Annotated in this window: 22 protein-coding genes; 13 read left to right on the forward strand and 9 right to left on the reverse strand. The window is 58.9% G+C overall.

What is annotated here, in order from left to right; all coding sequences use genetic code 11:
* Nucleotides 1-18: 18 nt before the first annotated feature.
* From B5G12_RS05435 to mtaB, 6 genes are all read right to left on the reverse strand, one after another.
* Nucleotides 19-267 carry a hypothetical protein gene (locus tag B5G12_RS05435; RefSeq protein ID WP_144064099.1) on the reverse strand — a complete coding sequence of 83 codons (249 nt, stop codon included), beginning with the start codon at nucleotides 265-267 and terminating at the stop codon, nucleotides 19-21.
* 8 nt (nucleotides 268-275) lie between these two features.
* The gene (locus B5G12_RS05440; protein WP_087324181.1) at nucleotides 276-791 is read right to left on the reverse strand and encodes a hypothetical protein; all 516 of its coding nucleotides are present in this window, start codon (nucleotides 789-791) and stop codon (nucleotides 276-278) included.
* 33 nt (nucleotides 792-824) lie between these two features.
* On the reverse strand, nucleotides 825-1,367 hold the full coding sequence (locus tag B5G12_RS05445; RefSeq protein WP_087324182.1) for a hypothetical protein: 543 nt from the start codon (nucleotides 1,365-1,367) through the stop codon (nucleotides 825-827).
* A 261-nt stretch (nucleotides 1,368-1,628) separates the two neighbouring features.
* The gene (locus B5G12_RS05450; protein ID WP_242955947.1) at nucleotides 1,629-2,234 is read right to left on the reverse strand and encodes a recombinase family protein; all 606 of its coding nucleotides are present in this window, start codon (nucleotides 2,232-2,234) and stop codon (nucleotides 1,629-1,631) included.
* A 148-nt stretch (nucleotides 2,235-2,382) separates the two neighbouring features.
* A complete protein-coding gene (locus B5G12_RS05455) occupies nucleotides 2,383-3,927 on the reverse strand; it encodes a 4Fe-4S dicluster domain-containing protein (protein WP_087232415.1) in 1,545 nt (514 codons plus the stop codon).
* Nucleotides 3,928-4,133: 206 nt separating this feature from the next.
* Nucleotides 4,134-5,438, reverse strand: a complete 1,305-nt coding sequence (gene mtaB, locus B5G12_RS05460) for a tRNA (N(6)-L-threonylcarbamoyladenosine(37)-C(2))-methylthiotransferase MtaB (protein ID WP_087324184.1) — start codon at nucleotides 5,436-5,438, stop codon at nucleotides 4,134-4,136.
* Between the two features lie 170 nt (nucleotides 5,439-5,608).
* Between mtaB and B5G12_RS05465 the strand changes: the two genes are divergently transcribed.
* From B5G12_RS05465 to relB, 10 genes are all read left to right on the forward strand, one after another.
* Nucleotides 5,609-6,802, forward strand: coding sequence for a D-alanyl-D-alanine carboxypeptidase family protein (locus tag B5G12_RS05465; RefSeq protein WP_087324209.1), 1,194 nt, complete (start codon nucleotides 5,609-5,611; stop codon nucleotides 6,800-6,802).
* A 284-nt stretch (nucleotides 6,803-7,086) separates the two neighbouring features.
* Nucleotides 7,087-8,418 carry a glucose-6-phosphate isomerase gene (locus B5G12_RS05470; protein ID WP_087324185.1) on the forward strand — a complete coding sequence of 444 codons (1,332 nt, stop codon included), beginning with the start codon at nucleotides 7,087-7,089 and terminating at the stop codon, nucleotides 8,416-8,418.
* An 88-nt stretch (nucleotides 8,419-8,506) separates the two neighbouring features.
* Entirely contained in the window at nucleotides 8,507-8,911 is a 405-nt protein-coding gene (locus tag B5G12_RS05475) for an ATP-binding protein (protein WP_087232424.1), read from the forward strand.
* A gap of 172 nt (nucleotides 8,912-9,083) precedes the next feature.
* On the forward strand, nucleotides 9,084-9,581 hold the full coding sequence (locus tag B5G12_RS05480) for a YceD family protein (protein WP_087324186.1): 498 nt from the start codon (nucleotides 9,084-9,086) through the stop codon (nucleotides 9,579-9,581).
* A 25-nt stretch (nucleotides 9,582-9,606) separates the two neighbouring features.
* Nucleotides 9,607-9,786: a 50S ribosomal protein L32 gene (gene rpmF / locus B5G12_RS05485; protein ID WP_087248534.1), complete on the forward strand. Its 180-nt coding sequence runs from the start codon at nucleotides 9,607-9,609 to the stop codon at nucleotides 9,784-9,786.
* 134 nt (nucleotides 9,787-9,920) lie between these two features.
* Entirely contained in the window at nucleotides 9,921-11,276 is a 1,356-nt protein-coding gene (locus B5G12_RS05490) for a DUF512 domain-containing protein (RefSeq protein WP_087324187.1), read from the forward strand.
* On the forward strand, nucleotides 11,269-12,612 hold the full coding sequence (gene der / locus B5G12_RS05495) for a ribosome biogenesis GTPase Der (RefSeq protein WP_087324188.1): 1,344 nt from the start codon (nucleotides 11,269-11,271) through the stop codon (nucleotides 12,610-12,612). Before B5G12_RS05490 ends, der begins: the two co-directional genes overlap by 8 nt.
* An 89-nt stretch (nucleotides 12,613-12,701) precedes the next feature.
* Entirely contained in the window at nucleotides 12,702-13,376 is a 675-nt protein-coding gene (plsY, locus tag B5G12_RS05500) for a glycerol-3-phosphate 1-O-acyltransferase PlsY (RefSeq protein ID WP_342395002.1), read from the forward strand.
* Nucleotides 13,377-13,895: 519 nt separating this feature from the next.
* On the forward strand, nucleotides 13,896-14,495 hold the full coding sequence (locus tag B5G12_RS05505) for a GNAT family N-acetyltransferase (protein WP_087324189.1): 600 nt from the start codon (nucleotides 13,896-13,898) through the stop codon (nucleotides 14,493-14,495).
* 271 nt (nucleotides 14,496-14,766) lie between these two features.
* Nucleotides 14,767-14,940, forward strand: a complete 174-nt coding sequence (gene relB / locus B5G12_RS05510; protein ID WP_087324190.1) for a type II toxin-antitoxin system RelB family anti-toxin — start codon at nucleotides 14,767-14,769, stop codon at nucleotides 14,938-14,940.
* Nucleotides 14,941-15,240: 300 nt separating this feature from the next.
* Here the strand turns inward: relB and B5G12_RS05515 are convergent, their stop codons facing one another.
* Genes B5G12_RS05515 through B5G12_RS05525 form a run of 3 tightly spaced genes read right to left on the reverse strand, consistent with a single transcriptional unit; the run spans nucleotide 15,241 to nucleotide 19,448 of the window.
* A complete protein-coding gene (locus B5G12_RS05515; RefSeq protein ID WP_087324191.1) occupies nucleotides 15,241-16,989 on the reverse strand; it encodes an ABC transporter ATP-binding protein in 1,749 nt (582 codons plus the stop codon).
* Entirely contained in the window at nucleotides 16,986-18,770 is a 1,785-nt protein-coding gene (locus B5G12_RS05520; RefSeq protein ID WP_087324192.1) for an ABC transporter ATP-binding protein, read from the reverse strand. Before B5G12_RS05520 ends, B5G12_RS05515 begins: the two co-directional genes overlap by 4 nt.
* Before the next feature lie 60 nt (nucleotides 18,771-18,830).
* Nucleotides 18,831-19,448: a TetR/AcrR family transcriptional regulator gene (locus B5G12_RS05525; protein ID WP_087324193.1), complete on the reverse strand. Its 618-nt coding sequence runs from the start codon at nucleotides 19,446-19,448 to the stop codon at nucleotides 18,831-18,833.
* 1,205 nt (nucleotides 19,449-20,653) lie between these two features.
* Between B5G12_RS05525 and B5G12_RS05530 the strand changes: the two genes are divergently transcribed.
* The 3 genes from B5G12_RS05530 to B5G12_RS05540 all read left to right on the forward strand — a co-directional run bounded on the left by B5G12_RS05530 (nucleotide 20,654) and on the right by B5G12_RS05540 (nucleotide 23,375).
* The gene (locus B5G12_RS05530; RefSeq protein WP_087324194.1) at nucleotides 20,654-20,986 is read left to right on the forward strand and encodes a hypothetical protein; all 333 of its coding nucleotides are present in this window, start codon (nucleotides 20,654-20,656) and stop codon (nucleotides 20,984-20,986) included.
* 360 nt (nucleotides 20,987-21,346) lie between these two features.
* Nucleotides 21,347-21,628 carry a hypothetical protein gene (locus B5G12_RS05535; protein WP_087324195.1) on the forward strand — a complete coding sequence of 94 codons (282 nt, stop codon included), beginning with the start codon at nucleotides 21,347-21,349 and terminating at the stop codon, nucleotides 21,626-21,628.
* Nucleotides 21,629-21,752: 124 nt separating this feature from the next.
* Complete coding sequence (locus B5G12_RS05540) at nucleotides 21,753-23,375, forward strand: recombinase family protein (protein WP_087324196.1); 1,623 nt, start codon at nucleotides 21,753-21,755, stop codon at nucleotides 23,373-23,375.
* Nucleotides 23,376-23,397: the final 22 nt, after the last annotated feature.

A 23,397-nucleotide genomic window follows, 5' to 3' on the forward strand; every position in this document is an offset into this window, starting at 1 on the left:
GCTTTTCCGGTGGGGTGTTCAGTTTGTGTGCGGCTGGTCCAGCCAGTCCAGCAGGGCGGCTTTGGCGGCCTCGGGGCCGGGCGCGGGCGGCCCGCCGGTAAGGTAGGCCACCGCGTCATCCCATTCCCGCTGGGGCGCGCAGTCGGGCGCAAGTTCGGCCAGCGCCCGGCACAGCCTCGCCCGCTGGCCGGGCCCCGGCCGGTGCAGGTCGCTCAAGTATGTGCAGCCTGCCCGCAGGGCCAGGTAGTCCAAAAGATGTACTTCCACTTGCATCATCATGCACAGGAGAGGCTTGTCTCCACATAGACTTTTCCGCCTGACTCCACCAATGCACCCATCAGGGAAAGGGTTTTGCCATGCATAGCTTCCCACTGTGCATCGGTAAGGGTGCTCAGAGCATTGTAAGCGGCATCGATCTGGCGCTGCCAAACCGGCAGATATTCCTCGATCGTCCGGCCGCTCTCGGCATAGGTGCACAGCTTATGCCGGGGATTTTGGGCCCAGCTATCCAGAGCAGCCTGAGTGAAGGCGGTATCTGTCACATTGCCATCGGGGCGGCCCAGGCTGCCGTCCTCAAACTGGGCAAAAGCGCCGTACAATTCCACATCGTGGCTGTTCACAAGGGTCTCTACCCGGCCCAGGCTGGCCGAAATGCTGCGCATGGCCGCTTCGGCGGCAGCAGAATATTGATCGTCATCAAAGTGGTGCTCCACCGTTGCGCCGCAGCCCGCCAGCCCGCACGCCAGGACAGCCGCCGCCAGGAAAAGAGCCAGAAATTTTTTGATGTACATATAGGGCCTCCAACTATTTATCTGAATCAAATATTAGTGGTAAGGATCTGACGAAAAGGCTGTTTCTAGGTATAAGTTATTATTGTTCTGAACGAACACACCTATGACATATAAAGTTTCTATATTACTTAATTTGCTCCATTGCTCGTCAGTAAGTTGAAGGAAGGCCTGGTAGATCATATTTGTGTGATTGAGCAATCCGTTTACAAAGTCTAATGCTTTTGTACTCGGATCAAACTCTTTATACAAACAGTATTCCACACTGGGCTTATCTAGCCAATTAACGAAATCATCTTGAGTTATGGATATATTATTAATATCTCCTTGTGCATCTTGCGGAAAAGACTGCATATTATTTATCGTTATAATTAATTTTATACCATGTTCATTTAACAGCTTTTCCAGGTTCTGGATTTCGATTGGTGAGCCGCTTTCGATGATTTCCGTGATATACTCAGTATTTGTTTCTGTGTTCGTATGAAACTGATGCTCGATGATTGTTCTGTTGCACCCTGAAAGTGCACTGACTGACAGCATTCCTGTAAGTAGCAGGGCCATACATTTTTTCACTTGCATACGTTTACCTCCATACTCAAAGTAGAATTTCAGCTTGAGGTTTGGAAGGGTATACAATTCCAGACTGGTATTTTTGGATGGTGTGCAGCAGGTTTTCGATTGCAGAGAATACGATTTTGTGATATAATTTTTCACAAAGAATGGACGCTCAGGCCGGTTTGGAAAGGTATACTTTTCCAAACCGGTCTGTTTGCTTTTGCGCCGGGGACATTTCCGGACAGGCAGGCACAAAAAATCCCCGGCCTGCTGGCCGGGGATCTTTCAGGAGCGGCTGTCCTGCCGCAAGCGGCGGGCCCTGTCATAAAAGGTGCTGGGCGGCAGACCGCAGGCTGCTGCAGCCTGCCGGAGGGTCAGCTGCCCGTCCTGCCAGGCCCGGCAGAGGGTGGGGAACTGCTGGGGCAGGGGCCGCAGCGGGCGGCCAAAGCGCACGCCCCGGGCCCTGGCGGAGGCGATGCCCTCGGCCTGGCGCTGACGGATGTTCTCACGCTCGTTTTCGGCGGCAAAGGACAGCACCTGCAATACCACGTCGGCCAGAAAAGACCCGATCAGGTCCCGGCCCAGGCGTGTGTCCAGCAGGGGCATATCCAGGACCACCAGATCGATGCCCTTCTCTTTGGTCAAAAAGCGCCATTGCTCCAGCACCTCCTGGTAGCTGCGCCCCAGCCGGTCGATGCTCAGGATATAGAGCAGGTCATCCCGTTTCAGCCTGCGCAGCAGTTTGCGGTACTGGGGCCGGTCGAAGTCCTTGCCCGACTGCTTGTCGATGTAGATGTTTTTCTCCGGCACCGACACCCGGCGCAGAGCGTCCAGCTGGCGGTCCTCGTTCTGTTCCCGGGTGCTGACCCGGACATAGCCGTATAGATTCAACTCGCTTCCTCCTTTCCGGACGGCTTTTTCGACCATTGTAACGTCCGCCCGGCCGGAGGAACAGCGCGCACTTATACGCGCATTTTTCTGCGCACAAAAACCCCCGGCCTTCTCGCGGAAGAAAGCCGGGGGCGGGGCAAATCAGGGATTATTCAAAGTTGGGGTCGTCCTTCAGCAGGTGGATGTTGTTGATGAAGGCGCTCTGCTCGGGGTCGGTGAACGGGGCAGAGGAAACGTACTTGTTCAGCTGCACCGCAGTGCGGTTGGGATCGGCAATGGTGCCGGCGCCGCCGATGCAGCCGCCGGGGCAGCCCATGCCCTCCAGCAGGTAGCCGTTGTACTTGCCGGCTTTGGCCATCATCAGCAGCTTCTTGCACTCTGCCAGGCCCTGGGCCGAGGCGATCTTGACCTCGCGGTCGGGATACCACTCGTGGATCTTGTCGGCCACAGCCTTGGCCACGCCGCCCGACTGGGCAAAGCCGCGGCCTGCCGCCGAGCCGTAGTGCAGCTCCTCCTCCTCTGCGGGCAGGGAAGCATAGTCGATGCCTCTGGCCTCCATGACGCCGGCCAGCTCCTCAAAGGTGAGCACGAAATCCACGTCGCTGCGCACATGCCGGCGGGAAGCCTCCAGCTTTTTGGCGGCGCAAGGTCCGATGAAGCACATCCGGGCCTCGGGATCGGCGGCCTTGATCATCCGCGCGGTAAAGACCATGGGGGTCATGGTCATCGAGATGTTCTTGGCCATGTCGGGGAACAGGGTCTTGGCCATCATGCTCCAGGCGGGGCAGCAGGAAGTGGCCATGAAGTTCAGCTTCTCGGGCACTTCGTTCAGGAAGTCGTGGGCCTCGTCCACCGTGCACAGGTCGGCGCCGATGGCCACTTCCACCGTGTCGCAGAAGCCCACCTGCTGCAGGGCGGCCTGCAGCTTGGCGGTGGTGTTCAGGGCGGGGAACTGGTTGATGAAGGCGGGGGCCACCAGGGCATACACGCGGTCGCCGCGGTTGAAGCTCTGGATCAGCTGATAGATCTGGCCCTTGTCGGCAATGGCGCCGAAGGGGCAGTTGACCAGGCACTGGCCGCAGGACACGCACTTGGAATAGTCGATCTCAGCGCGGCCCAGCGTATCCGAGTGGATGGCGCCCATGCCGCAGGCCGACGAGCAGGGACGCTCGGTCTTGACGATGGCGTGGTAGGGGCAGACGTCCACACAGCGGCCGCACTTGATGCACTTGTCCTGGTCGATGGTGGAACGGCCGGACTCCCACACGATGGCGTTCTTGGGGCACACTTCCATACAGGGATGGGCAAGGCAGCCCTGGCACAGGTCGGAGACCTTGACCATCTTTTCGGGGCAGCGGTTGCAGGCGAACTTGATGACGTTGATGAGGGGGGGATCGTAGTACTTGGCGGCGATGTTGGCGTCTTCCAGGCCGGACACCACGCTGTTGTGCTCGTCCATGCGGCGGGTGGGCAGGCCGATGGCCAGGCGGACGCGCTCCTCAACGATGGCGCGCTCCAGGAAGATATCTTTGCGCAGCTTGCCTTCCTCACCGGGGATGATGGTGTAGGGGATCTTGCGCATCATGCTGTTGGCCTTCTCGCCCTTCACATTGGCATAGGCCATCCGGGCGACTTCGGTGAATACCGCCCGCCGGATCTGGATGACGGTGGTATTGATGCCTCTGAAGCTCATTCCAAACTCTCCTTTGCTTTGCAGAAACCTGGCCTGCGGGCCGTGCCCGTGCCATGGGTCGTGGCGGCGCCTGTCTGCGGGGAAAGACCGTCCCCCGGCGCCGCCTCATACAATTTTATTCTAGCACATTTTGCGCCCCTTGAAAAGGGATAGCCCGAAAAATCTGTCAAGAAAATAACGAATCCAAAGGGTGAAGCCGTCTTGCCTCAGACCCGGCCCAGGAACGCCGCCTGGACCCGGGCGCCGTCGTAGCGGCCCAGCCGCACCCGCACGATATCCCCGGCGGCACAGCCCGGCGCCGACACGCTGACCGGCACATACAGCCGGGTATAGCCGGTGAAGACGGTGGCCGAGGCGGGGGTCTCCAGCAGCACCTGGTCCTCGGAGCCTTCCAGGCCGGCCAGCACGGCGCGGCGGACCTCCTCGGCCCGGTCGTGCATCCGGCGGCTGCGGGCCTGCTTTTCCCGCTCGTGGACCTGCTGGGGGAAATCGTAGGCCGGGGTGCCCTCCCGCCGGGAATAGGGGAAAACGTGCACCCGCAGAAAGCCCACTTCCTCCAAAAAGCCGCAGCTGCGCACAAAATCTTCCTCGCTCTCCCCGGGGAAGCCGCAGATGCAGTCGGTGGTGAAGCTGACCGGGCGCCCCGCATAGGCCTGCCGCAGCTGCCGGACGACGTCCAGATACTGGGCGGTGGTGTAGGGCCGGCGCATCCGGCGCAGCGTGGCGTCGCAGCCGCTCTGGAGGCTGAGGTGGAACTGGGGGCAGAGCTTGTCCACGGCGGCCAGCCGGCGGATGCCCTCCGGGGTGAGCATATCGGGGTCCAGGCTGCCCAGGCGGATGCGCTGGATGCCCTCCACCCCGGCGCACTGCTCCACCAGCTCGTAGAGGTCGGTGCCGGTGTCGGTGCCGTAGCTGGGCAGGGAGATGGCGCTGAGCACCACTTCCCGGTAGCCCGCGCCGGCCAGCTGGCGCAGCTCGGCCAGGATGCTGGAGATGGGACGGCTGCGCACCGGGCCCCGGGCCTTGGGGATGATGCAGTAGGCGCACCGGCGGTTGCAGCCGTCCTCCACCTTGATAAAGGCGCGGGTGTGGGTCTCGAACCGGTCCACCGGCATCTCCTCGAAGGCCTCCCCCCGGGTGTGGGGGGTGACGGCCACGATCCGCTCATGGCCGTTCAGCAGCTGCATCACATGGTCCAGGATGGCGCGGCGGTCGGTGTTGCCGCAGACCAGGTCCGCTTCCAGCAGGCCGGCAGCCTGCTCGGGGAACGCCTGGGGGTAGCAGCCGGTGAGGACGGTGACGGCGCCGGGGTTCTCCCGTTTGGCGTGGCGCAGCCATTTGCGGCTTTTCTGGTCCCCGAAATTGGTGACGGTGCAGCTGTTGACGATGTAGACGTCGGCGGGCTGGCCGTCGGGCACCACCGTGAACCCGCTGCGCCGGAACAGCTGCTCCAGGGCTTCGGTCTCATTGAGGTTCACCTTGCAGCCAAGGGTATAAAAACAAACACGCATGGATGATCCTTTCACACACAGGGCAGAATAAAACACACCTGAGTATAGCGAATCAGAGCGAAAAAGGCAAGATGCAATCCTGCCGTGCTGGACAGCCGTCCCGGCGCATAAAATCACACCAGAGGCCGCCGGGTGCGGCGGCACAGGAAAACGGGATGGAGGCAGAAAGCATGGTTTGCAGAAGTTTGGCTCTTGGGTGCGCGGCGGCGCTGTGTCTGTGGCTGGGGATGGCTGCCCCGGCCGCCGCCGCGCAGACGCCCGCCCTTTTGGCTGCGGCGCAGCAGACCGCCGTGCAGGCGCCCGAGCTGTCGCTGCCCTGCCGGGCGGCGGTACTGATCGACCAGGGCACCGGCACGGTGCTGTATGAGAAAAACGCCAGCCAGCGGGTGCCCATCGCCTCGATCACCAAGGTGATGACCCTGCTGCTGACCTTTGAGGCCATCCATGACGGGCGGCTGACCCTGGATACCCCGGTGCCGGTGAGCGAACACGCCGCCAGCATGGGAGGCAGCCAGATCTGGATCGAGCCGGGGGAGCATTTTACCCTGGACGAGATGCTGCGGGCCATCTGTGTGTCCAGCGCCAACGACGCGGCCGTGGCGGTGGCCGAGCTGGTGGGAGGCAGCGAGGAAGCCTTTGTGGCCCAGATGAACGCCAAAGCCGCCCAGCTGGGGATGGAGGATACGACCTTTAAGAATGCCTGCGGCCTGGACACCGAGGGACACCTGTCCACCGCCCGGGATGTGGCCGTCATGAGCCGGGCCATCCTGAACGAGTGCCCCGAGGTGCTGCATTACAGCGGCATCTGGACCGACACGCTGCGGGGCGGCGAGACCATGCTGGTGAACACCAACAAGCTGCTGCGCCGCTATGAGGGGATCACCGGGCTCAAGACCGGCACCACCGGGGGCGCAGGGGTGTGCATTTCGGCGTCGGCCAGCCGGGACGGGCTGGATCTCATCGCGGTGGTGCTGGGGTCCAGCTCCAGCGCCGAGCGGTTCGAGGCGGCCACCACCCTGCTGGACTACGGTTTTTCCGCCTATGAGGCGGCGCCCCTGCCCGATCTGGGCGGCCGGCCCCTCTACCTGGATGTGACGGGCAGCACCGTGGAGGACGTTCCCCTGGACTATACCGCCCTGCCCGAGCGCCTTCTGGTGCCCAAAGGGGGCGCCGGGGCCCTGACGGCCCGGGTGGACCTGCCCGCCGTCAGCGGCGCGCCCCTGGAGCGGGGCAGCCAGGTGGGCAGCGTCACCATCCTGAGCGGGGAACAGCCTGTGGGCAGCTGGCCCGTCCGGGCTGCGGCAGACGCCGCCGTGCTGGATCTGGCGGGTGCGGTGCGGCTGATGGCCGAGACTTTTTTATAAGACAGGCGCCGGCCGCCGGGGCATTTTGGACGGCAAACCCACCCCGGGACGCGGCCTGCGGAAAAGGAAATTGCAGTTTGACGCGAAAATTAACAGAATTTACAAGGACGCCCGGCGGGGGCTTGTTAAAATTGTATGAATCCCGGGGATTTTGGCCTTGACTTTATCCGGGCGGAACGGTACACTTAGAGAAAGAATCTCTGCTGTAAGCGGCCAGGGGCCTGTGGCCCTGCCGGCCGGCAGCGAAGAACATACAGGAAGGAACAGTTTGGAGGCCATAGATCATGAGCGTTTCGTTTAACACCAGGCACCTTTCTCCGTTTGTCAAAGAGGATGAGTTTGCGGCCATCTATCCCCAGGTGGCGGCGGCCCATCAGATGCTGGAATCCAAGACCGGCCCTGGCAATGACTTCCTGGGCTGGATGTACCTGCCCCGGGACTATGATAAGGAAGAGTTTGCCCGCATCCAGGCCGCTGCACAGCAGATCCGCAGCGACTCGGACGTGCTGGTGGTGGCCGGCATCGGCGGCAGCTACCTGGGCGCACGGGCCGTGGTGGAGGCTGTCAAGGGCGTCTACCACAACGAGCTGGAGCCGGGCCTGAAGATCTACTTCTGCGGCAATAGCATCAGCCCCACGGCGCTGAACGATATCATCGCCCTGTGCAAGGGGAAACGCTTCTCGATCAACGTGATCTCGAAATCCGGCACCACCACCGAGACCAGCCTGGCATTCCGCGTGCTGCGCAAGCTGCTGGAGGACCAGGTGGGCGCTGAGGAAGCCAACAAGCGGATCTATGCCACCACCGACCGGGCCCGCGGCACCCTCAAGCAGCTGGCGGACAGCCAGGGCTGGCCCACCTTTGTGGTGCCGGACGATGTGGGCGGCCGCTATTCGGTGCTGTCGGCTGTGGGCCTGCTGCCCATCGCCGCCGCCGGCATCGACATCGCCGAGCTGATGCAGGGCGCTGCCGACGCCATGGACCGCTTCTCCCAGCTGAGCCCCGACAACGACGCTTACAAGTATGCCGCAGCCCGCAACATCCTCAGCCGCAAGGGCAAGCAGATCGAGATCCTCGAGTGCTACGAGCCCAACTTCGCGCTGATGAACGAGTGGTACAAGCAGCTGTTCGGCGAGAGCGAGGGCAAGGACAACAAGGGCCTGTTCCCCGCCAGCTGCATCTTCTCCACCGACCTGCACTCCATGGGCCAGTTCATCCAGGAGGGCACCCGCAATATGTTCGAGACCATCGTCAATGTCAAGACGCCGGCCCGCGACCTCTACATCGAGGAGCTGGAAGGCAACTTTGACGGTCTGAACTTCCTGGCGGGCCAGAACATGAGCGTGGTCAACCGCAAGGCGATGGAGGGCACCATCCTGGCCCACACCGACGGCGGCGTGCCCCAGCTGCTGATCGACGTGGACGACCTGTCGGCCTACAATGTGGGTTACCTGATCTACTTCTTCTGGCGTGCCTGCGCCTGCAGCGGCTATCTGCTGGGGGTCAACCCCTTCAACCAGCCGGGCGTCGAGAGCTACAAGAAGAATATGTTCGCGCTGCTGGGCAAGCCTGGCTATGAGAGCCTGACCGCCGAGCTGGAGGCTAAGCTCAAGTAAACACCCCGGTCGGCTTTGGCGGAACGGCCGAAGCCAAACGAAAGGAACTCTCCCGCCGCGAGGCGAGGAAAATACAGGAGGCATTATTATGATTAGACTGATTGTTGGCACCAAGGGTTCGGGCAAGACCAAGGCTATGATCGATATGATCAACGAATCGGTCCGCACCAGCAAGGGCAGCGTCGTTGTCGTGGAAAAGGGCATGAAGCTCACCTATGACATCGCCTCGGCTGCACGCCTCATCGACCTCGACGAGTACAAGATCCAGGGCGGCGAGATGCTCTACGGCTTTGTGGCAGGTCTGATGGCCAGCAACTATGACATCACCGATATCTACATCGACGGCATCCTGAAGGTGCTGGACCACGACGTCAACCGTCTGGGCGTGGTGCTGGACGAGATGGCCGCCATCGCAGGGGATTCGGTGCGGGTGACCGTCACCGTCAGCGCCGACGAGGCGACCCTGCCCCACAACGTCAAGAAGTATCTGTAAAAAAGATGCAAGCTCTGTAAAGCAGGGACGGGAGCCGGTGCGCCGGACAGCGCGCCGGCTTTCGCCGTGTTTTGAGCCCGGCAAGAAAATTTCTCCACTTGTACGCAATTTGGGGCTTGACACAAGCCCCCTTTGGCGCTATACTTACAAGGCAGCTTTTTAGAGGTGTACTATGCAATTTGACCTGAGGAGGTTCATGGCGTCCGGCCGCGCCGACTGGCAGCAGACATTCGACTGCGATCTGTCGGGGCGTGATTTTGCCGGCGCCCGTATCGAGGACCCTGTCACAGCCGGCTTTGCCGCCAGGGCGGAAGGGGACGAGGTGCATATGACTTTGCGGGCCAAGGCATCGGTGCATGGCGAATGCGCACGCTGTCTCGACCCTGTCTGCCTGGACGTGCAGGTGGACGCGGAGTGGACAGCCCGGGAACGGGACCTGGACGACCCTGATTTTGAGCTGCCCCTCAACGCAGAGGGGTGCCTTGATCTGGACGACTGGCTGTACCAGGAGTTCTGCTTCCAGATCCCCACGGTGCTGCTGTGCAGTGCCGACTGCCTGGGGCTGTGTCCCCAGTGCGGGCGCAAACGTCCCTGCTCCTGCCCGGCTGCGCCGGAAGAAAGCGCACAGCCGGACGCGAGGCTGAGCGTGCTGAGATCACTGCTGAATTGATATTCCATCCAAGGAGGTGCAAACTATGGCAGTACCCAAGAGACATCTTTCCAAGGCCCGCCGCGACAAGCGTCGCAGCAATGTCTGGAAGCTGGAGGCCCCCACGCTGGTGAAGTGCAGCAACTGCGGCTCTTTCAAGCTCCCCCACCAGGCCTGCGGCAACTGCGGCTACTACAAGGGCGAGGAAGTCATCAAGAAGGGCTGATTTGCATTTTACTTGGTGGCATAATGGATGTATGACAGAAGGGGAGGGCGTGTTATGCCTTCCCCTTCTTCTTTGCTTTCGCTCCGGGGGGCCGCTGTGCCCGCCCTGTTTTGCGACGAGAAAGGAGACGGCCTATGGCCATCAAGATCGACACAGTGGCCCCGGGCAGCGACGCCCAGGCGCTTGGCCTGGGCCCGGGGGACGAGCTGGTGGCGGTGGACGGCAACGCCATCAACGACGCGCTGGACTACCAGTTTTACACCGACAGCCCCGGCTTTCACCTGACCGCCCGCGTACAGGGCGCCATCCGGGAGCTGGAGGTGGCCCGTCAGCCCGGCGAGGACTTTGGGTGTAATTTTGCCACCTACCTGGGGGACAAAAAGCATTCCTGCGCCAACCGCTGCATCTTCTGCTTCATCGACCAGATGCCCCCGGGGATGCGGGAGAGCCTCTACTTCAAGGACGACGACGAGCGGCTGTCCTTTTTGTTCGGCAACTATATCACCATGACCAATATGCACCAGAGGGAGATCGACCGGATCATCCGGATGCATATTTCCCCCATCAATATCTCGGTGCATACCACCAACCCCCAGCTGCGCTCGATGATGCTGGCCAACCGCCGGGGCGGCGAGACCCTGCAATATCTGCGCCGCCTGACCGAGGCGGGCATCGCGGTGAACTGCCAGCTGGTGCTGTGCCGCGGCATCAACGACGGGGAAGAACTGCGCCGCACCCTGACCGACCTGCTCGAGCTGGGTCCTGCCGTCCAGAGCATCGCGGCGGTGCCCTGCGGCATCACCGACTACCGCCAGGGTCTGTACCCGCAGACGCCCTACGACGGCCCCTCCAGCGCCGCGGTGATCGACCTGATGGAGGACTTTGGCGAACAGGCCAAAGCCCGCTATGGCAGCCGTATCGTCTATCCCAGCGACGAGTGGTATCTGAACGCCGGGCGGCCCATCCCGCCGGCGTCGTTCTATGAGGATTTTGCCCAGCTGGAAAACGGCGTGGGGATGTGGCGGCTGTATGAGGACAGCTTCCGGGCTGAGCTGGAGCGCGCCCACGCGGTCTATCGGGAAAAGAAGATGGATGTGGTCACCGGCACCATGGCGGCGCCCCTGATCACCGCCATGATGGAGGAGCTGCACCGCCAGTATCCCATGATCACGGTGACGGTGCACCCCATCCGGAACCGCTTTTTTGGCGGCAACGTGGGGGTGGCGGGCCTGGTGACCGCCACGGACATCATCGAGCAGTGCGCGGGCAAGCTGACCAGCGATGTGCTGGGGGTGCCCGAAGTGATGCTGCGCAGCGAACGGGATATGTTCCTGGACAGCATCACGGTGGAGCAGCTGGCCCAGCGGCTGGGGGTGAAGGTGGAGATCCTGCCGGCCGACGGCGGCAAAGAGGCCCGGGCCCTGCTGCGCAGCGGGCTGCATATCTCCCGCCGCAAAAAGCCCCAGAAGGAGGAAACAAGCCATGAGTAAACCCATTGTCGCAGTGGTGGGCCGGCCCAATGTGGGCAAGTCCACCCTGTTCAATAAACTGTGCGGCCAGCGTCTGGCCATTGTGGAGGATACCCCGGGCATCACCCGGGACCGCATCTTTGCGCCCTGCGAGTGGCAGGGCAGGGAACTGCTGCTGGTGGACACCGGCGGCATCGAGCCCAAGGCCACCGAGGGCATCCTGGCCCATATGCGCCAGCAGGCCCAGATCGCCATTGATACCGCCGACTGCATCGTCTTTGTGGTGGATGTGCGCTCGGGCCTGACCGCCTCGGACGAGGAGGTGGCCCATATGCTGCGCCGCAGCCGCAAGCCGGTGATCCTGGCGGTGAACAAGTGCGACAGCGTAGGCGATCCCCCGATGGAGCTGTACGAGTTCTACAACCTGGGCTTTGACGAGGTGATGCCGGTATCTGCCGTCCATGGCCATGGCACCGGCGACCTGCTGGACGCGGTCTGCGCCCACCTGGATTTCTCCGAAACGGTGGTGGAGGAGGACCGGATCCCGGTGGCCATCATCGGACGGCCCAACGTGGGCAAATCCAGCCTGACCAACCGCATCCTGGGGGAAAACCGGATGATCGTGGCCGACGAGGCGGGCACCACCCGGGACACCATCGACACCCCGGTGGACAACCAGTTCGGCAAGTTCATCTTTACCGATACCGCGGGCCTGCGCCGCCGCTCCAACATCGGCGAGGGGCTGGAGCGCTACATGGTGGTGCGCGCCCTGGCGGCGGTGGAGCGCAGCCGTGTGGCCCTGATCCTGGTGGACGCCACGGTGGGCTTTACCGAGCAGGACAGCAAGATCGCGGGCTATGCCCACGAGCAGGGCAAGGCCTGCATCATTGTGGTGAACAAGTGGGACGCCGTGGAGGGCAAGGAGACCAACACCATGGAGCTGCAGCGCCGGGGCTATGCCGAGTGCTTCAGCTTTATGAGCTATGCGCCCATCCTCTTCATCTCGGCCCAGACCGGCTACAACATCGACCGGCTGATGCGGCTGATCCGGGATGTGGATACCCAGAACGGCGCCCGTGTGCCCACCGGCGTGCTGAACGAGATGCTGGCACGGGCCACGGCCCGGGTGCAGCCGCCCACGGACAAGGGCCGCCGGCTGAAGATCTTCTATCTGACCCAGGCCTCCACCCGGCCTCCCACGTTTGTGGCCTTTGTCAACTCCAAGCCCCTGTTCCACTTCAGCTACCAGCGATATCTGATCAACCAGATCCGGGAGAGTTTCAGTCTGGAGCATACCCCCATCCGCCTGGTGGTCCGTGAGCGCGGCACCGGTCAGGTGGGCGCAAAAGATGTCTGATACTTGCAAAAAGCCGCGCACTGTGGTAAGGTAAGGCTGACAGGCGCCGGGCATACCGGCCCGGCGGCAAGATGAGGAGGTAAAATTCCATGTGGATGGACCTGGCGATCGTTCTGGCTGCGGCCCTGCAGGCATACCTGCTGGGCAGCATCGACACCGGCATTCTGGTGTCCAAGTTTATTTATCACGATGACGTGCGCAACCACGGCAGCGGCGCGGCGGGCATGACCAATATGCTGCGCACCTTTGGCAAGCGGGCCGCGGCCATGACGGCGGCAGGGGACGTGCTGAAGGGCGTCCTGGCGGTCTGCATCGGCCGGTGGCTGTTTACCTTTCTGTCCGGGGAGACTTTTTCGGCTTACCTGGGGGTGTATCTGGCGGCCATCCTGGCGGTGGTGGGCCATCTCAAACCCCTGTACTTCGGCTTCAAGGGCGGCAAGGGCGTGCTGGTGGCAGGCGGCGCCATCCTGGCTGTGCAGCCGGCCCTGATCCCCTTCCTGCTGGTGATCTTTCTGGCCTGTCTGATCCCCACTGGTATGGTGTCCCTGGGCAGCATCGTCATGGCGGTGAGCTATCCCTTTTTGACGCTGGGCTATGGCCTGCTGACCGGCCTGCCCGGCCGCGACCTGGCGGTGACCACCATCGGCGCGGCCATCATGGGAGCCATGGTGTTCTATATGCACCGCTCCAACCTGCAGCGCATCCGCGACGGCAAAGAATACCGCTTTGGCCGCAAGGGCAAGGACGGCGGCGCCCAAAACTGAATGCTACATCGAAAGAAAAGCCCCTGCTTTTGCAGGGGCTTTTTAGCGTGTCGAAAATCGACACGCTCCAGGGGGAACCCATTTCTGCGCGCAGTCGCGCAACAGAAATTCCTTCCCCCTGGTATCCCCCTGGGGACAAAATTTGGCGCTGAACCGCGCACTCGGCCTTACGGCCTCGCACACTCTCAGCGCAAAATTTCCCTGTATGTGTCCCGTCCATCCGCACATGTCGGCTGGACGGGACTTTTTTGACAGTCTGAAAAGTCCCTGCTTTTGCAGGGGCTTTTGCTGTTGGATCCGATGGGCGATGACCGGCCGTCAGTCATACGCCAGCAGCCACACCGCGATGTAGACCAGGCCGTAGGTGGCATGGTATTGCTGCAGGCGTGCATCGGGTAAGTGCTCTTTAAAGCAACATAAATAAGAGAGCAGAAAGCCGCCCCACTGTTTCGTAAAATATTTTGTGGATGACCGGTAGAAATATCATTCCAAGGATGCTAAAATGAATCGCAGGCAGGAATGAGCGATGAAGGAAAATTTGTGAGAAGAAAGGAGTCTGCTGAAATGGAATTGAGGAAAGCTAAAGCAAATGAGGCTGAAATATGTTACCAATGTATAGAGGACGCGAGAGCCTATCATAAATCTTTAGGGTTTGAGCAGTGGCGACCTGATTATCCTACGCGGGAGACCATTCTCGAGGATATTGCTCAAAATATGGGATATACCTTTGTGGATGAACAAGGGATCATTGGATATTGTTGCATTATCATTGGCGATGAACCTGCGTATCGCAAAATAGAGGGGGCTTGGAAAACGAATAGACCCTATGCTGTGGTTCATAGAATGGCTTTCAATAAAAAGGCAAGAGGCGGCGGACGATCGAAGGAAGCGTTTGACTTGATAAAAGAGCTATGTCTGTCAAAGAATATCCATGCTATCAGAGTGGATACGCAAGATGAAAACAAAGGAATGCAGCACATACTGGTCCGAGAAGGATTTGCGTATTGTGGTCTCATTCAATTTGGCGGCGGACCAAAACTGGCGTATGAGTGGGATAACGAGCTTCCCGTTTATAGGGGAGATGGCAAAGCCAGCCGAGCCAGCGGGCGGACAAGATGAACGCCGCTGGAATGGGGTGATGGCGACGGCTCCGGCTCGAATGATGGTATGCCGTAAAGAAATGCACAGGAAAAATAGACAACGGACCACAATCTTGTATGACTTCTTCGTTGCAGCTGTTCACTCTCTTGCGGCTGAGATGTAGAATGAAAAAACGCGAAAAATCGTATGCAACGCATGGTTGCAACTGCACGTTGCGGAAAAGAAACCGCATGTTGGTGGTGCTCTATCAGCAAAAAGTGTATACTGATAGCGAAAGGAGGAGCACAGAATGACCTTTGGAGAAAAAATACAAAAATTGAGAAAGGAAGCTGGACTATCGCAAGAGGAACTTTCTTATCAGTTAGGAGTATCCAGACAAGCAATCAGCAAATGGGAGCGTGAAGTTTTCCTTAATAAAGATACCTCCCACCCATGCTCCTGCTTCCACTATCATTATTACTGAACCATAAAAGAGCCGCTATGCCAGCATCCTACTGGCATGGCAGCTCTTTTTGTTGGCGTCTCCTACTTCACACGAGACCTTTAGTCTATCATATGACCCTGAAAAATGCCTGTTTTAGCCATTCAATGAGTCCACTGGGCCCCCGATGCTAGGCGAATTGTGTCCCTGCAATCAGAGTGTTGAAATCTTAACAGAAAAAACGGGAGTATGACATCCTCCGCCAGAACAGCAGTATATTGCCGGCAAAGGATGTTGTACTCCCGAAAAATGAACGAGCTTAATAAACTTGAATGGATAAAATCATGAACCCAGCCTCCACTGGGCGCTCTCGGTCTGGAGCTCCACCATGCGGCGGTAAAGGCCGCCCTGCTCCATCAGCTCTGCCGGGGTGCCCTGCTGGACCACATGGCCGTCCTCCAGCACCACGATGTGGTCGGCTCCGGCCACGGTGCGCATCCGATGGGCAATGACCAGCACCGTCTTGCCCCGGAGCAGGCGGGAGAGGGCGGTTTGGACGGCGCTTTCATTTTCCACATCCAGGCTGGCGGTGGCCTCGTCCAGCAGCACCACCGGCGCGTCCTTTAGAAGTGCCCGGGCAATGGAGATCCGCTGCCGCTCCCCGCCGGAGAGGGTGGAACCGTTCTCCCCGATCACCGTCTGGTAGCCCTGGGGCAGTTTGCGGATAAATTCGTCGCATTGGGCGGCCTTGGCGGCTTCCAGCACCTCCTCGTCGGTGGCGCCCCGGCGGCCCAGGCGGATGTTCTCCATCACCGTATCCCGGAACAACACCACGTCCTGGAACACCATGGAGTAGAAACGCAGGAGGGTCTCCGGGTCCACCGTGGACACGTCCGTTCCGCCCAGGGACACCTTCCCGCCGGTGACGTCCCAGAATCGGGCGGCCAGCTTACAGGCGGTAGATTTCCCGCCCCCGGAGGGGCCGATGAGGGCGGTGACCTCTCCCTGGCGGGCGGTGAAGCTCACATCTTCCAGTACCCCAGTGCCCTCCCGGTAGGCAAAGGAGACATGGTCAAAGGTGATGTCGTAGCGGTCGGGGTGGAAGTCCTCTGTTCCCGTCTGCACCGGCTGCTCCAGGATGGAGCGCATCCGTTCAATTTGCAGCTTGGTATTGAAGGTGGCGGCGATGTTCTGGAGCACCACCCCCAGAGGATCGTACAGCCGGGCGGCAGCGAACAGGAAGCCCAGGAAATAGAGGAAGGACAGCTCCCCAGTCAGCAGCAGCGACCCACCGGTGAGCACCGTAGTGGCAAGCCCCAGACGCAGGAATGCCTGAGCGGAGCACACGAACACGCCGGTGGCCAGCTCGGACCGGATGGAACTGCCCTCCATAGCGGCCAGCTTTGCCTCCAGATCGCTCAAGTAGCGCTCCTGCCGGTGGCAGGCCTTGATGTCCCGGATGGTCTCCAGTCCCTCCTGGATGCAGTCGGCCACCGCCCGCTTGTTCAGGATGTTTTTCGTCCCAAAGGCGTCCTGGATCTTCTTACTTCCCGCCGTCAGCGCTACCGCCACGGGCACCACCCACAGCACCGCCAGGGCCATGCGCCAGTCGCAGGCAAACATACACACCCCGATCACCAGCGTGGAGCCGATGGAGGCAAACAGCTGGGGCACATAGTGGGAAAACATCTGGTCCAGGCTGGAGCAGTCGGCGATCATGGTGGAGGTCAGGTCGCTGAGGTCACGGTTCCCAAAAAAGGACAGGGGGAGCCTGCGCAGGGTCTCCGCCAGGCTCACCCGGCGGTTGGCGCTCTCCCGGTAGGTGGCGATGTAGAGGGAAGCGTACTGGAACCAGTGGAGGACGAACAGTAGTACCAGTACCACCAGAGCAAAACCCACATAGAGCCAGAACCTGTCCGTGGGACTGCCGCCACTCACCAGACAGCCAAGCAGATGTTGGATGGTAAACAGAACCGCCCCGACGGGGAACATGAGGGCCAGATTGCACACAAAGCACCAAATCACGGCCTTCACCAGGTCTTTGGCTCCCTTCTCGCTGAGGGCGAAGATGTGCTGTAATTTCTTTGTCATACCGCTGCCTCCTTTCCAACCTTCCACTGGGCGCTGCGCTGATAGTCCGCCCACATGGCGGCGTAGACACCGTTTTTCTCCAATAGGGCGCTGTGGCTGCCCTGCTCTGCGATCTTTCCTTCGTTTAAGACGATGATGTTGTCCGCGTTCTGCACCGTGGACAGCCGGTGGGCGATCATCAGCACCGTTTTGTTCCGGGTCAGGGTCTCAAAGGCCTTTTGGATCTGATGCTCATTCTCCGGGTCGGCAAAGGCGGTGGCCTCGTCCAGCACCACGATGGGAGCGTCCTTTAAAATGGCCCGGGCCAGGGCAATGCGCTGCTGTTCCCCGCCGGAGAGGTAGACACCCCTGGCACCCACCACCGTGTCCAGCCCCTGGGGCAGCTTTTCCAGGATGTCATCGCACTGGGCGGCATGGGCGGCGGCAAGCACCTCCTCCCGGGAGGCATCCGGCCGGGCAGCCCGGATATTTTCCAACAAGCTCTCCTTGAACAGACGGGTATCCTGGAACACAAAGGCCACCTGCCCCATGAGGGCAGCGCTGTCCAGCTCCCGTACGTCCGCACCGCCCACAGTGACGCTGCCGCTGTCCACATCCCAGAACCGGGGGATCAGGCTGGCAGCGGTGGTTTTGCCCCCGCCGGAGGGTCCCACCAGAGCCACCACTTCACCGGGCTGGACCGAAAAGTTCACATCCTCCAGCGCGGGCCTGTCCGCGCCGGGGTAGGTGAAGGTCACATGGTCAAAGGCCACGGCGGCATTGACCGGCCGCTTTTGCGTTTCTGGCTCCGGCATGGGCTGCTGGCTCAGGATCTCATCCAGCCGGCCAATGGCCTCGTCGGCTTCCATCACCGCCTCGCTCATATACATGATGCGGTTGATCATCTGACCGCAGGCAGGAGCGAACAGGGCGTAGAAAATCAGGTTCACCAGCGTGGTACGCACATCTCCGCCGGAGGCGATGAGCAGCGCCGCCGGGATCAGCAGAGCAAAGGCCCCGTTGATCGATGTGAGGAAACAGGTCTGTCCTGTCCGACAGCTCATGGCATACTGGCTGGCCAGATTGCTGTAATCCTGGATGGCGGCGTAGAAGGCCTTGAAGGAGTAGACCGTCTGCTGGAACATCTTCACCACCGGGATGCCCCGGACATACTCCACCGCCTCTCCGCTCATGCGCTCGATCTCTTTTTGATAGCGGTGGAAGAAGCCAGCGTTCTTGCCGCCCATCATCAGGCACATGGACAGCAAAGCCAGCACCATGGTCAGCAGGCACAGAAGGCCCATCCGCCAGTCAAAGAGGAACAGCACGACGATGGCGGCGATGGGCGTCACTGCCGTGGCGGCCAGATCGGGCAGCTTATGAGCCAGCAGATCCTCGGTAAGCCCGGCATTGTCGTCGATGAGCTTGCGCAGCCGTCCCGACTGGTTTCCGGTGAAAAAGCCCAAAGGGAGCTTTAGCACATGGGTCATGGCGGCGCGCCGGATGTTTCGGGCGGTGCGGAAGGCGGCAATATGGGTGGACATAAGGGCGGCAAAGTACAGCAGGATGCTGCCAATGGCAAACCACACCGCCATCCAACCAAAACGGCCCAGGTCACCGGCCCCGTCCAGGCTGGGCCAGGCGGCCAGCACGCTCCTGGCCACCAGCCAGACGCACAGGTAGGGAGCCAGCCCCAGCACCGCCGACAGGGCGGACAGGATACAGCCCAGGATCGTCAGGTTCTTGTGCCTGCCCGCATAACCCAGGATGCGGGCAAGACTGCTCGGTTTCTTTTGGTTCAAAATAATCCCTCCTTGCAAAATAGTTAGAAATAACTAACTTTTATCCCAAAAAGACAGGGGTCAAGCCCCCATCAATTTCAGCCATCCGGCGGTGTAGAACTCCCGCAGCTGCGCCACATCCCGCAGCGCCTGCTCCCGGGGCATATCGTGGACCACGATCTCAAACACCCCATTGAACATCCCGCTCGCAATGATATGACACAGGGATTTGTCCAGCATGGGAATGTCCTTCCCCAGGCGGCGGAGCACCTCCATGTACTGGAGGGTATACTCCACCTCGATCTCCACCATGTTGTGGACAAAGTGCTCATAACTGGTACCCTCCGCCCGGCACAACAGCAGTTTTACGGGTTCCCGGTGCTGGCAGATGTAGTCCACCATCCAGTCCAGATAGGTCCCGGATTCCACCCCCATGTGGGCGGGCTGCTGCTCCTCGGGCAGCTCGGCAAAGGTGATCTGAGCCTCCATGAACTTACCCATGAGAGCGGCGGCGTGAGGCTCCACCAGGGCATTGAACAGGGCCTCCTTGCTGGAGAAGTAGCCGTAAAAGGCCCCGGTGGTCACCCCGGCGTTCTTCACGATCTGCCGCAGGGAAGCACCCAGAAACCCCTTGTCCAGGAATTCGCCCAGAGCGGCCTCCTGGATTTTTTCCAAGGTTGCGGTAGACTTTTCTTCCATAGAAAGGCCTCCTTATAGCACCGTTACATAACACTGTTATAATACATTCTTTTCCATGTTCTGTCAAGATGGCAAAGGAAATAAATTGTATGTATTTTGCCAGCGCCTGCCAAATCCTATCAGACTTGGAAATCGAACAGGTTCCGATCGCCTACCAGAATTTGCGCCTGCTCACATAACCACCCAGGTAACCATACACCTGCAAGCACTTATTCTGGGCTGAACAGGCTACGCCATCTGACTGTTGTTTTCTTCTTCAATTTGTCTAGATAAATGAGATATACCTTCTACCTTCAGCGTTTTGCAGGAACGCGCAGCCGCAGAAGGAACTTCTGCGTTCCATGGGGTTTGGGGCGAGCACCAACAAACATCGTCTGGCAAAATGGATAGCCAGACGAATTGCTTGCTGGAACATTTGGTACCAGCAAGCACTGCTTGCGACAACCACGTTCGCTTTTGAACATTTACAGCCAGTGAGCGATGCAGTGCTCAAACGCAAACCACTAATTAAAATTTGTTGACATGATTTTTCTTTTGGCGTTTTGGCAAAATTTTCAGTTTCTTTTATTGCAGCCTGCTGAAATTCACTCATTGGTGTAAGAAACGGTTGACGTTTTATATCATCTCATGGTATACTCGCCAAACAACTGAATATAGAAAATTCATTATAGATATTTCAGCTCGATTCTCAAAGCATTCAGAGTGATCGGAGCAGTTTTAGAACAAATCGAATCGCTACATAAAACAGAACTGGGAACCTCCCGAGAAAGGAGAGCTTTTCCGGTCTGTTTGTGTAGCGTTTTTTGCTTCCATTGCCTGTTTGCACTTTGAGAACCGAACGACCGTCTGCATGGAATACCCGGCCAGGACCTCCTGAAGGAGCGAGCCGGACAACGCCGCCGGAAGGGGGCAGGAAGCTCATGCAGGGAGAACGGCAAATCTGCCCGGCTGTTACAGCTTTGTAGGCGTGGGCTTTTTGCCCACACCTAGATAGCCGTAACGCTTCACGGAAAGAGCGTTACAACTATGTGGTTCTGGTCATTTTGACCACAGCCACATAACCGTAACAAGGCCGCATTACATTTATGTGCTTGTTCCCTTTTTGGGAACAAGCAACCTCAACCATGTTACAGAAAAACGGTAGTGACCGTTTCGTTCACAACCGCATACCTGTAACACTCTACCCGGAAAGGAGGACTCCTGCTATGACGACCGAACAATGGGAACGTGAAAACCAGGACATCTTAAAGACCATGTATGAAACAGGCGGCTACGGCGTCCGGCAATTCCGCTGCGGATACTGCCGCAAGCTGCTTTATACCCAGACCTACAACCGAAAATATTGCCGCTACGAGACCTGCGGCCACAAGGCTCTCAACCTCCGCAACAGCATCCGGCGGCGTCGGGTGCGGGGTGAGTTGACCTGCGCCTGTTGTGGTAAAACTTTTGACCCTGTACGAGCTGACACCAGGTTCTGCTCAAACGCCTGCCGGCAAAAGAGCTACCGGCAGCGCGTCGCAGAAGCCGCGGCTCAATGAGTCTCCCCCTCTTGGGACCGGTGATTTCGTATATGGGAGAACTTGGCCTTTTTGCTATGTACGTATGTACGAAGTCTGTACGCACGTACATAGCAAATCATCTGAAACGCACTATACACGCCATTCTTTATGAAGCTAAAGTAGTCTGGGTCAAAGTAGCTCAGACCAACCGGTCCCGATCAAGTCCTCCTTGAAATCAACGGACAGATTTTGTCCGTTGAATAGCATTTTACCCAAAACGCACCATATAAAAAATTACTCACTTTCATATTACCACAGAAAAGAATTTCGGTAGCGGCTACCGAAATTCTTTTTTCTTGCCTGCCAATACAACCTTTTCAGAAAAAAAGAAGGGATCGCGTGACGAACTTTTTTGAATCCGAACTCTTTGAACCCATCGACCTGTGTTCCTGCTTTGAGCCTATCTTCGACCCGCCTCCCGAACAGGAGGCCGCATGGAATTTTTCTGAACCAGAACCCACTCTGGAAAACACCTCCTTTTATGCCACTGACCCCGACGGCACTGAGTATTTCTACTGCGGCGGCACCCGCATCAAGATCCGTGAGCATTTCACTCCACGGGGCAAGGAAATGGAGCACCTTGTGGAGGACGCCATCCAGTTTGCGGCCAGGCTTGCCTGACACCCCCCGATTGTTTTCGCCAACAAATTCTTGCAAAGACGTTGATTTCAGCCCACGCTTACGGTACAATAAAGCTGGAAGTATGGTAAGCGTGGGTTGTTTCAGCACAAAGGAGGATTTTCGGATGAAACAACCGAACAACGCAAAAATCTACAACACTGCCCTGTATATGCGCCTCAGCCGGGACGATGAGAACTACGGCGACAGTGTCAGCATTGAGACCCAACGCACCATCTTACGGCAATACGCCAAGGAACAAGGCCTTCCTGTGGTCGGCGAGTATGTGGACGATGGCTGGAGCGGCACCAATTTTGAGCGGCCCGGTTTCCAGCGGATGATGGACGATGTGGAGGCCGGCAAGGTCAACTGTATCGTGACTAAAGACCTGAGCCGTTTTGGACGCGAGCACGTCATGATGGACTACTATCTGGAGTTCATTTTCCCGGAAAAGCAGGTCCGCTATATCTCTATCACTGAGAACGAGGACACCGAAAAGGGACTGTCCGATTTCGTCCCCTTCAAGAATCTGTTCAACGAGTGGTTCGCCAAGGATACCAGCCGCAAGGTCAAAGCTGCCCTTCACGCCAAATTCGCCGCCGGACAGCGCACCTTCGCCTACGCGCCCCTCGGCTATAAGCGGCACCCAGAAGTCAAAAACGCACTTGCCATTGACGAGGAGACCCGCTGGATCGTGGAGAAGATCTTTGACCTGGCTGTACACGGCACGGGAGCCGCCAGGATCACCCGCATTCTCGTCAACGAGAAAGTGCCGACTCCTGGCTGGATCAATTATAAACGGGACGGGACCTTCGCCAATATCTATGCCGGCGCGCCCGAAGAAAAAGCCTATGCCTGGACGATCGCGCAAGTCAAATCCATCTTGAAGGATGAAACTTATATCGGCAACAGCATCCACAATAAGCAGACCAATATCTCTTATAAGAACAAGAAAAAGGTCCGCAAACCGAAAGAGGAATGGTTCCGGGTGGAGAACACGCATGAACCGCTTGTCAGCAAAGAGGACTTTGCCAGGGTACAGGAACTGATCGCGACGCGCCGCCGCCAGCAGAAGGACGGCTCTACTCAGATCTTCTCGGGCTTAGTGAAATGCGCGGACTGCGGCTGGTCCCTGGCATTTAGTACCAACCGGCAAAACAAGAAGCCTTACAGCTACTACCACTGCAGCAAAAACGGTCAGGGCCTGCACCAGTGCACCATGCACTATATCCGCTATGATGTTCTGTACACCTATGTCCTGGCGCGGGTCCAATATTGGGCCGGACAAGCTGCTCTCAACGAGGAGCACTTGGTACAGCGGCTTCTCCGATCCGGCGACAAGGAGCGGACAGCAAGCCAGAAAAAGCAGACAACAGAGCTGAACAAGGCAGAAAAGCGCAAAGCCGAACTCGACCACCTGTTTGCCAAGATGTACGAGGATTGGGTCGCAGGGCGTATTACAGAGTACAACTTTAATATGCTGTCTCAGAAGTATCAGGCGGAACAGCAAGAGCTGGCCCAGAAAATAGAAACGCTGCAAGCAGCTCTTGCCACTCAGCAACAGAGCGCCGCCGATGCTGAAAAGTGGGTACACCTCGTCAAGCAATACACCAACCCCACAGAACTGACAGCGGAATTGCTCAATGCCCTGATCGAAAAGATCCTGGTCCACGAAGCCGTCAAGAACCCAGACGGCACCAAAGACCAGGAAATCGAAATTTACTATCGCTTTATTGGCAAGGTAGAATGATTTTTTGAAAAATACACTCGGT

Origin of the sequence: Faecalibacterium sp. An58, from assembly GCF_002161515.1 — a bacterium.
Taxonomy (GTDB): Bacteria; Bacillota; Clostridia; order Oscillospirales; family Ruminococcaceae; genus Faecalibacterium; species Faecalibacterium avium.

Excerpts from the sequence above, each read along its gene's own strand:
- B5G12_RS05440 (WP_087324181.1), bottom strand. The coding sequence starts at position 791 with ATGTACATCAAAAAATTTCTGGCTCTTTTCCTGGCGGCGGCTGTCCTG.
- B5G12_RS05445 (WP_087324182.1), bottom strand. The coding sequence starts at position 1,367 with ATGCAAGTGAAAAAATGTATGGCCCTGCTACTTACAGGAATGCTGTCA.
- B5G12_RS05455 (WP_087232415.1), bottom strand. The coding sequence starts at position 3,927 with ATGAGCTTCAGAGGCATCAATACCACCGTCATCCAGATCCGGCGGGCG.
- mtaB (WP_087324184.1), bottom strand. The coding sequence starts at position 5,438 with ATGCGTGTTTGTTTTTATACCCTTGGCTGCAAGGTGAACCTCAATGAG.
- B5G12_RS05465 (WP_087324209.1), top strand. The coding sequence starts at position 5,609 with ATGGTTTGCAGAAGTTTGGCTCTTGGGTGCGCGGCGGCGCTGTGTCTG.
- B5G12_RS05470 (WP_087324185.1), top strand. The coding sequence starts at position 7,087 with ATGAGCGTTTCGTTTAACACCAGGCACCTTTCTCCGTTTGTCAAAGAG.
- B5G12_RS05475 (WP_087232424.1), top strand. The coding sequence starts at position 8,507 with ATGATTAGACTGATTGTTGGCACCAAGGGTTCGGGCAAGACCAAGGCT.
- B5G12_RS05480 (WP_087324186.1), top strand. The coding sequence starts at position 9,084 with ATGCAATTTGACCTGAGGAGGTTCATGGCGTCCGGCCGCGCCGACTGG.
- rpmF (WP_087248534.1), top strand. The coding sequence starts at position 9,607 with ATGGCAGTACCCAAGAGACATCTTTCCAAGGCCCGCCGCGACAAGCGT.
- B5G12_RS05490 (WP_087324187.1), top strand. The coding sequence starts at position 9,921 with ATGGCCATCAAGATCGACACAGTGGCCCCGGGCAGCGACGCCCAGGCG.
- der (WP_087324188.1), top strand. The coding sequence starts at position 11,269 with ATGAGTAAACCCATTGTCGCAGTGGTGGGCCGGCCCAATGTGGGCAAG.
- plsY (WP_342395002.1), top strand. The coding sequence starts at position 12,702 with ATGTGGATGGACCTGGCGATCGTTCTGGCTGCGGCCCTGCAGGCATAC.
- B5G12_RS05505 (WP_087324189.1), top strand. The coding sequence starts at position 13,896 with ATGAGCGATGAAGGAAAATTTGTGAGAAGAAAGGAGTCTGCTGAAATG.
- relB (WP_087324190.1), top strand. The coding sequence starts at position 14,767 with ATGACCTTTGGAGAAAAAATACAAAAATTGAGAAAGGAAGCTGGACTA.
- B5G12_RS05515 (WP_087324191.1), bottom strand. The coding sequence starts at position 16,989 with ATGACAAAGAAATTACAGCACATCTTCGCCCTCAGCGAGAAGGGAGCC.
- B5G12_RS05525 (WP_087324193.1), bottom strand. The coding sequence starts at position 19,448 with ATGGAAGAAAAGTCTACCGCAACCTTGGAAAAAATCCAGGAGGCCGCT.
- B5G12_RS05530 (WP_087324194.1), top strand. The coding sequence starts at position 20,654 with ATGACGACCGAACAATGGGAACGTGAAAACCAGGACATCTTAAAGACC.
- B5G12_RS05540 (WP_087324196.1), top strand. The coding sequence starts at position 21,753 with ATGAAACAACCGAACAACGCAAAAATCTACAACACTGCCCTGTATATG.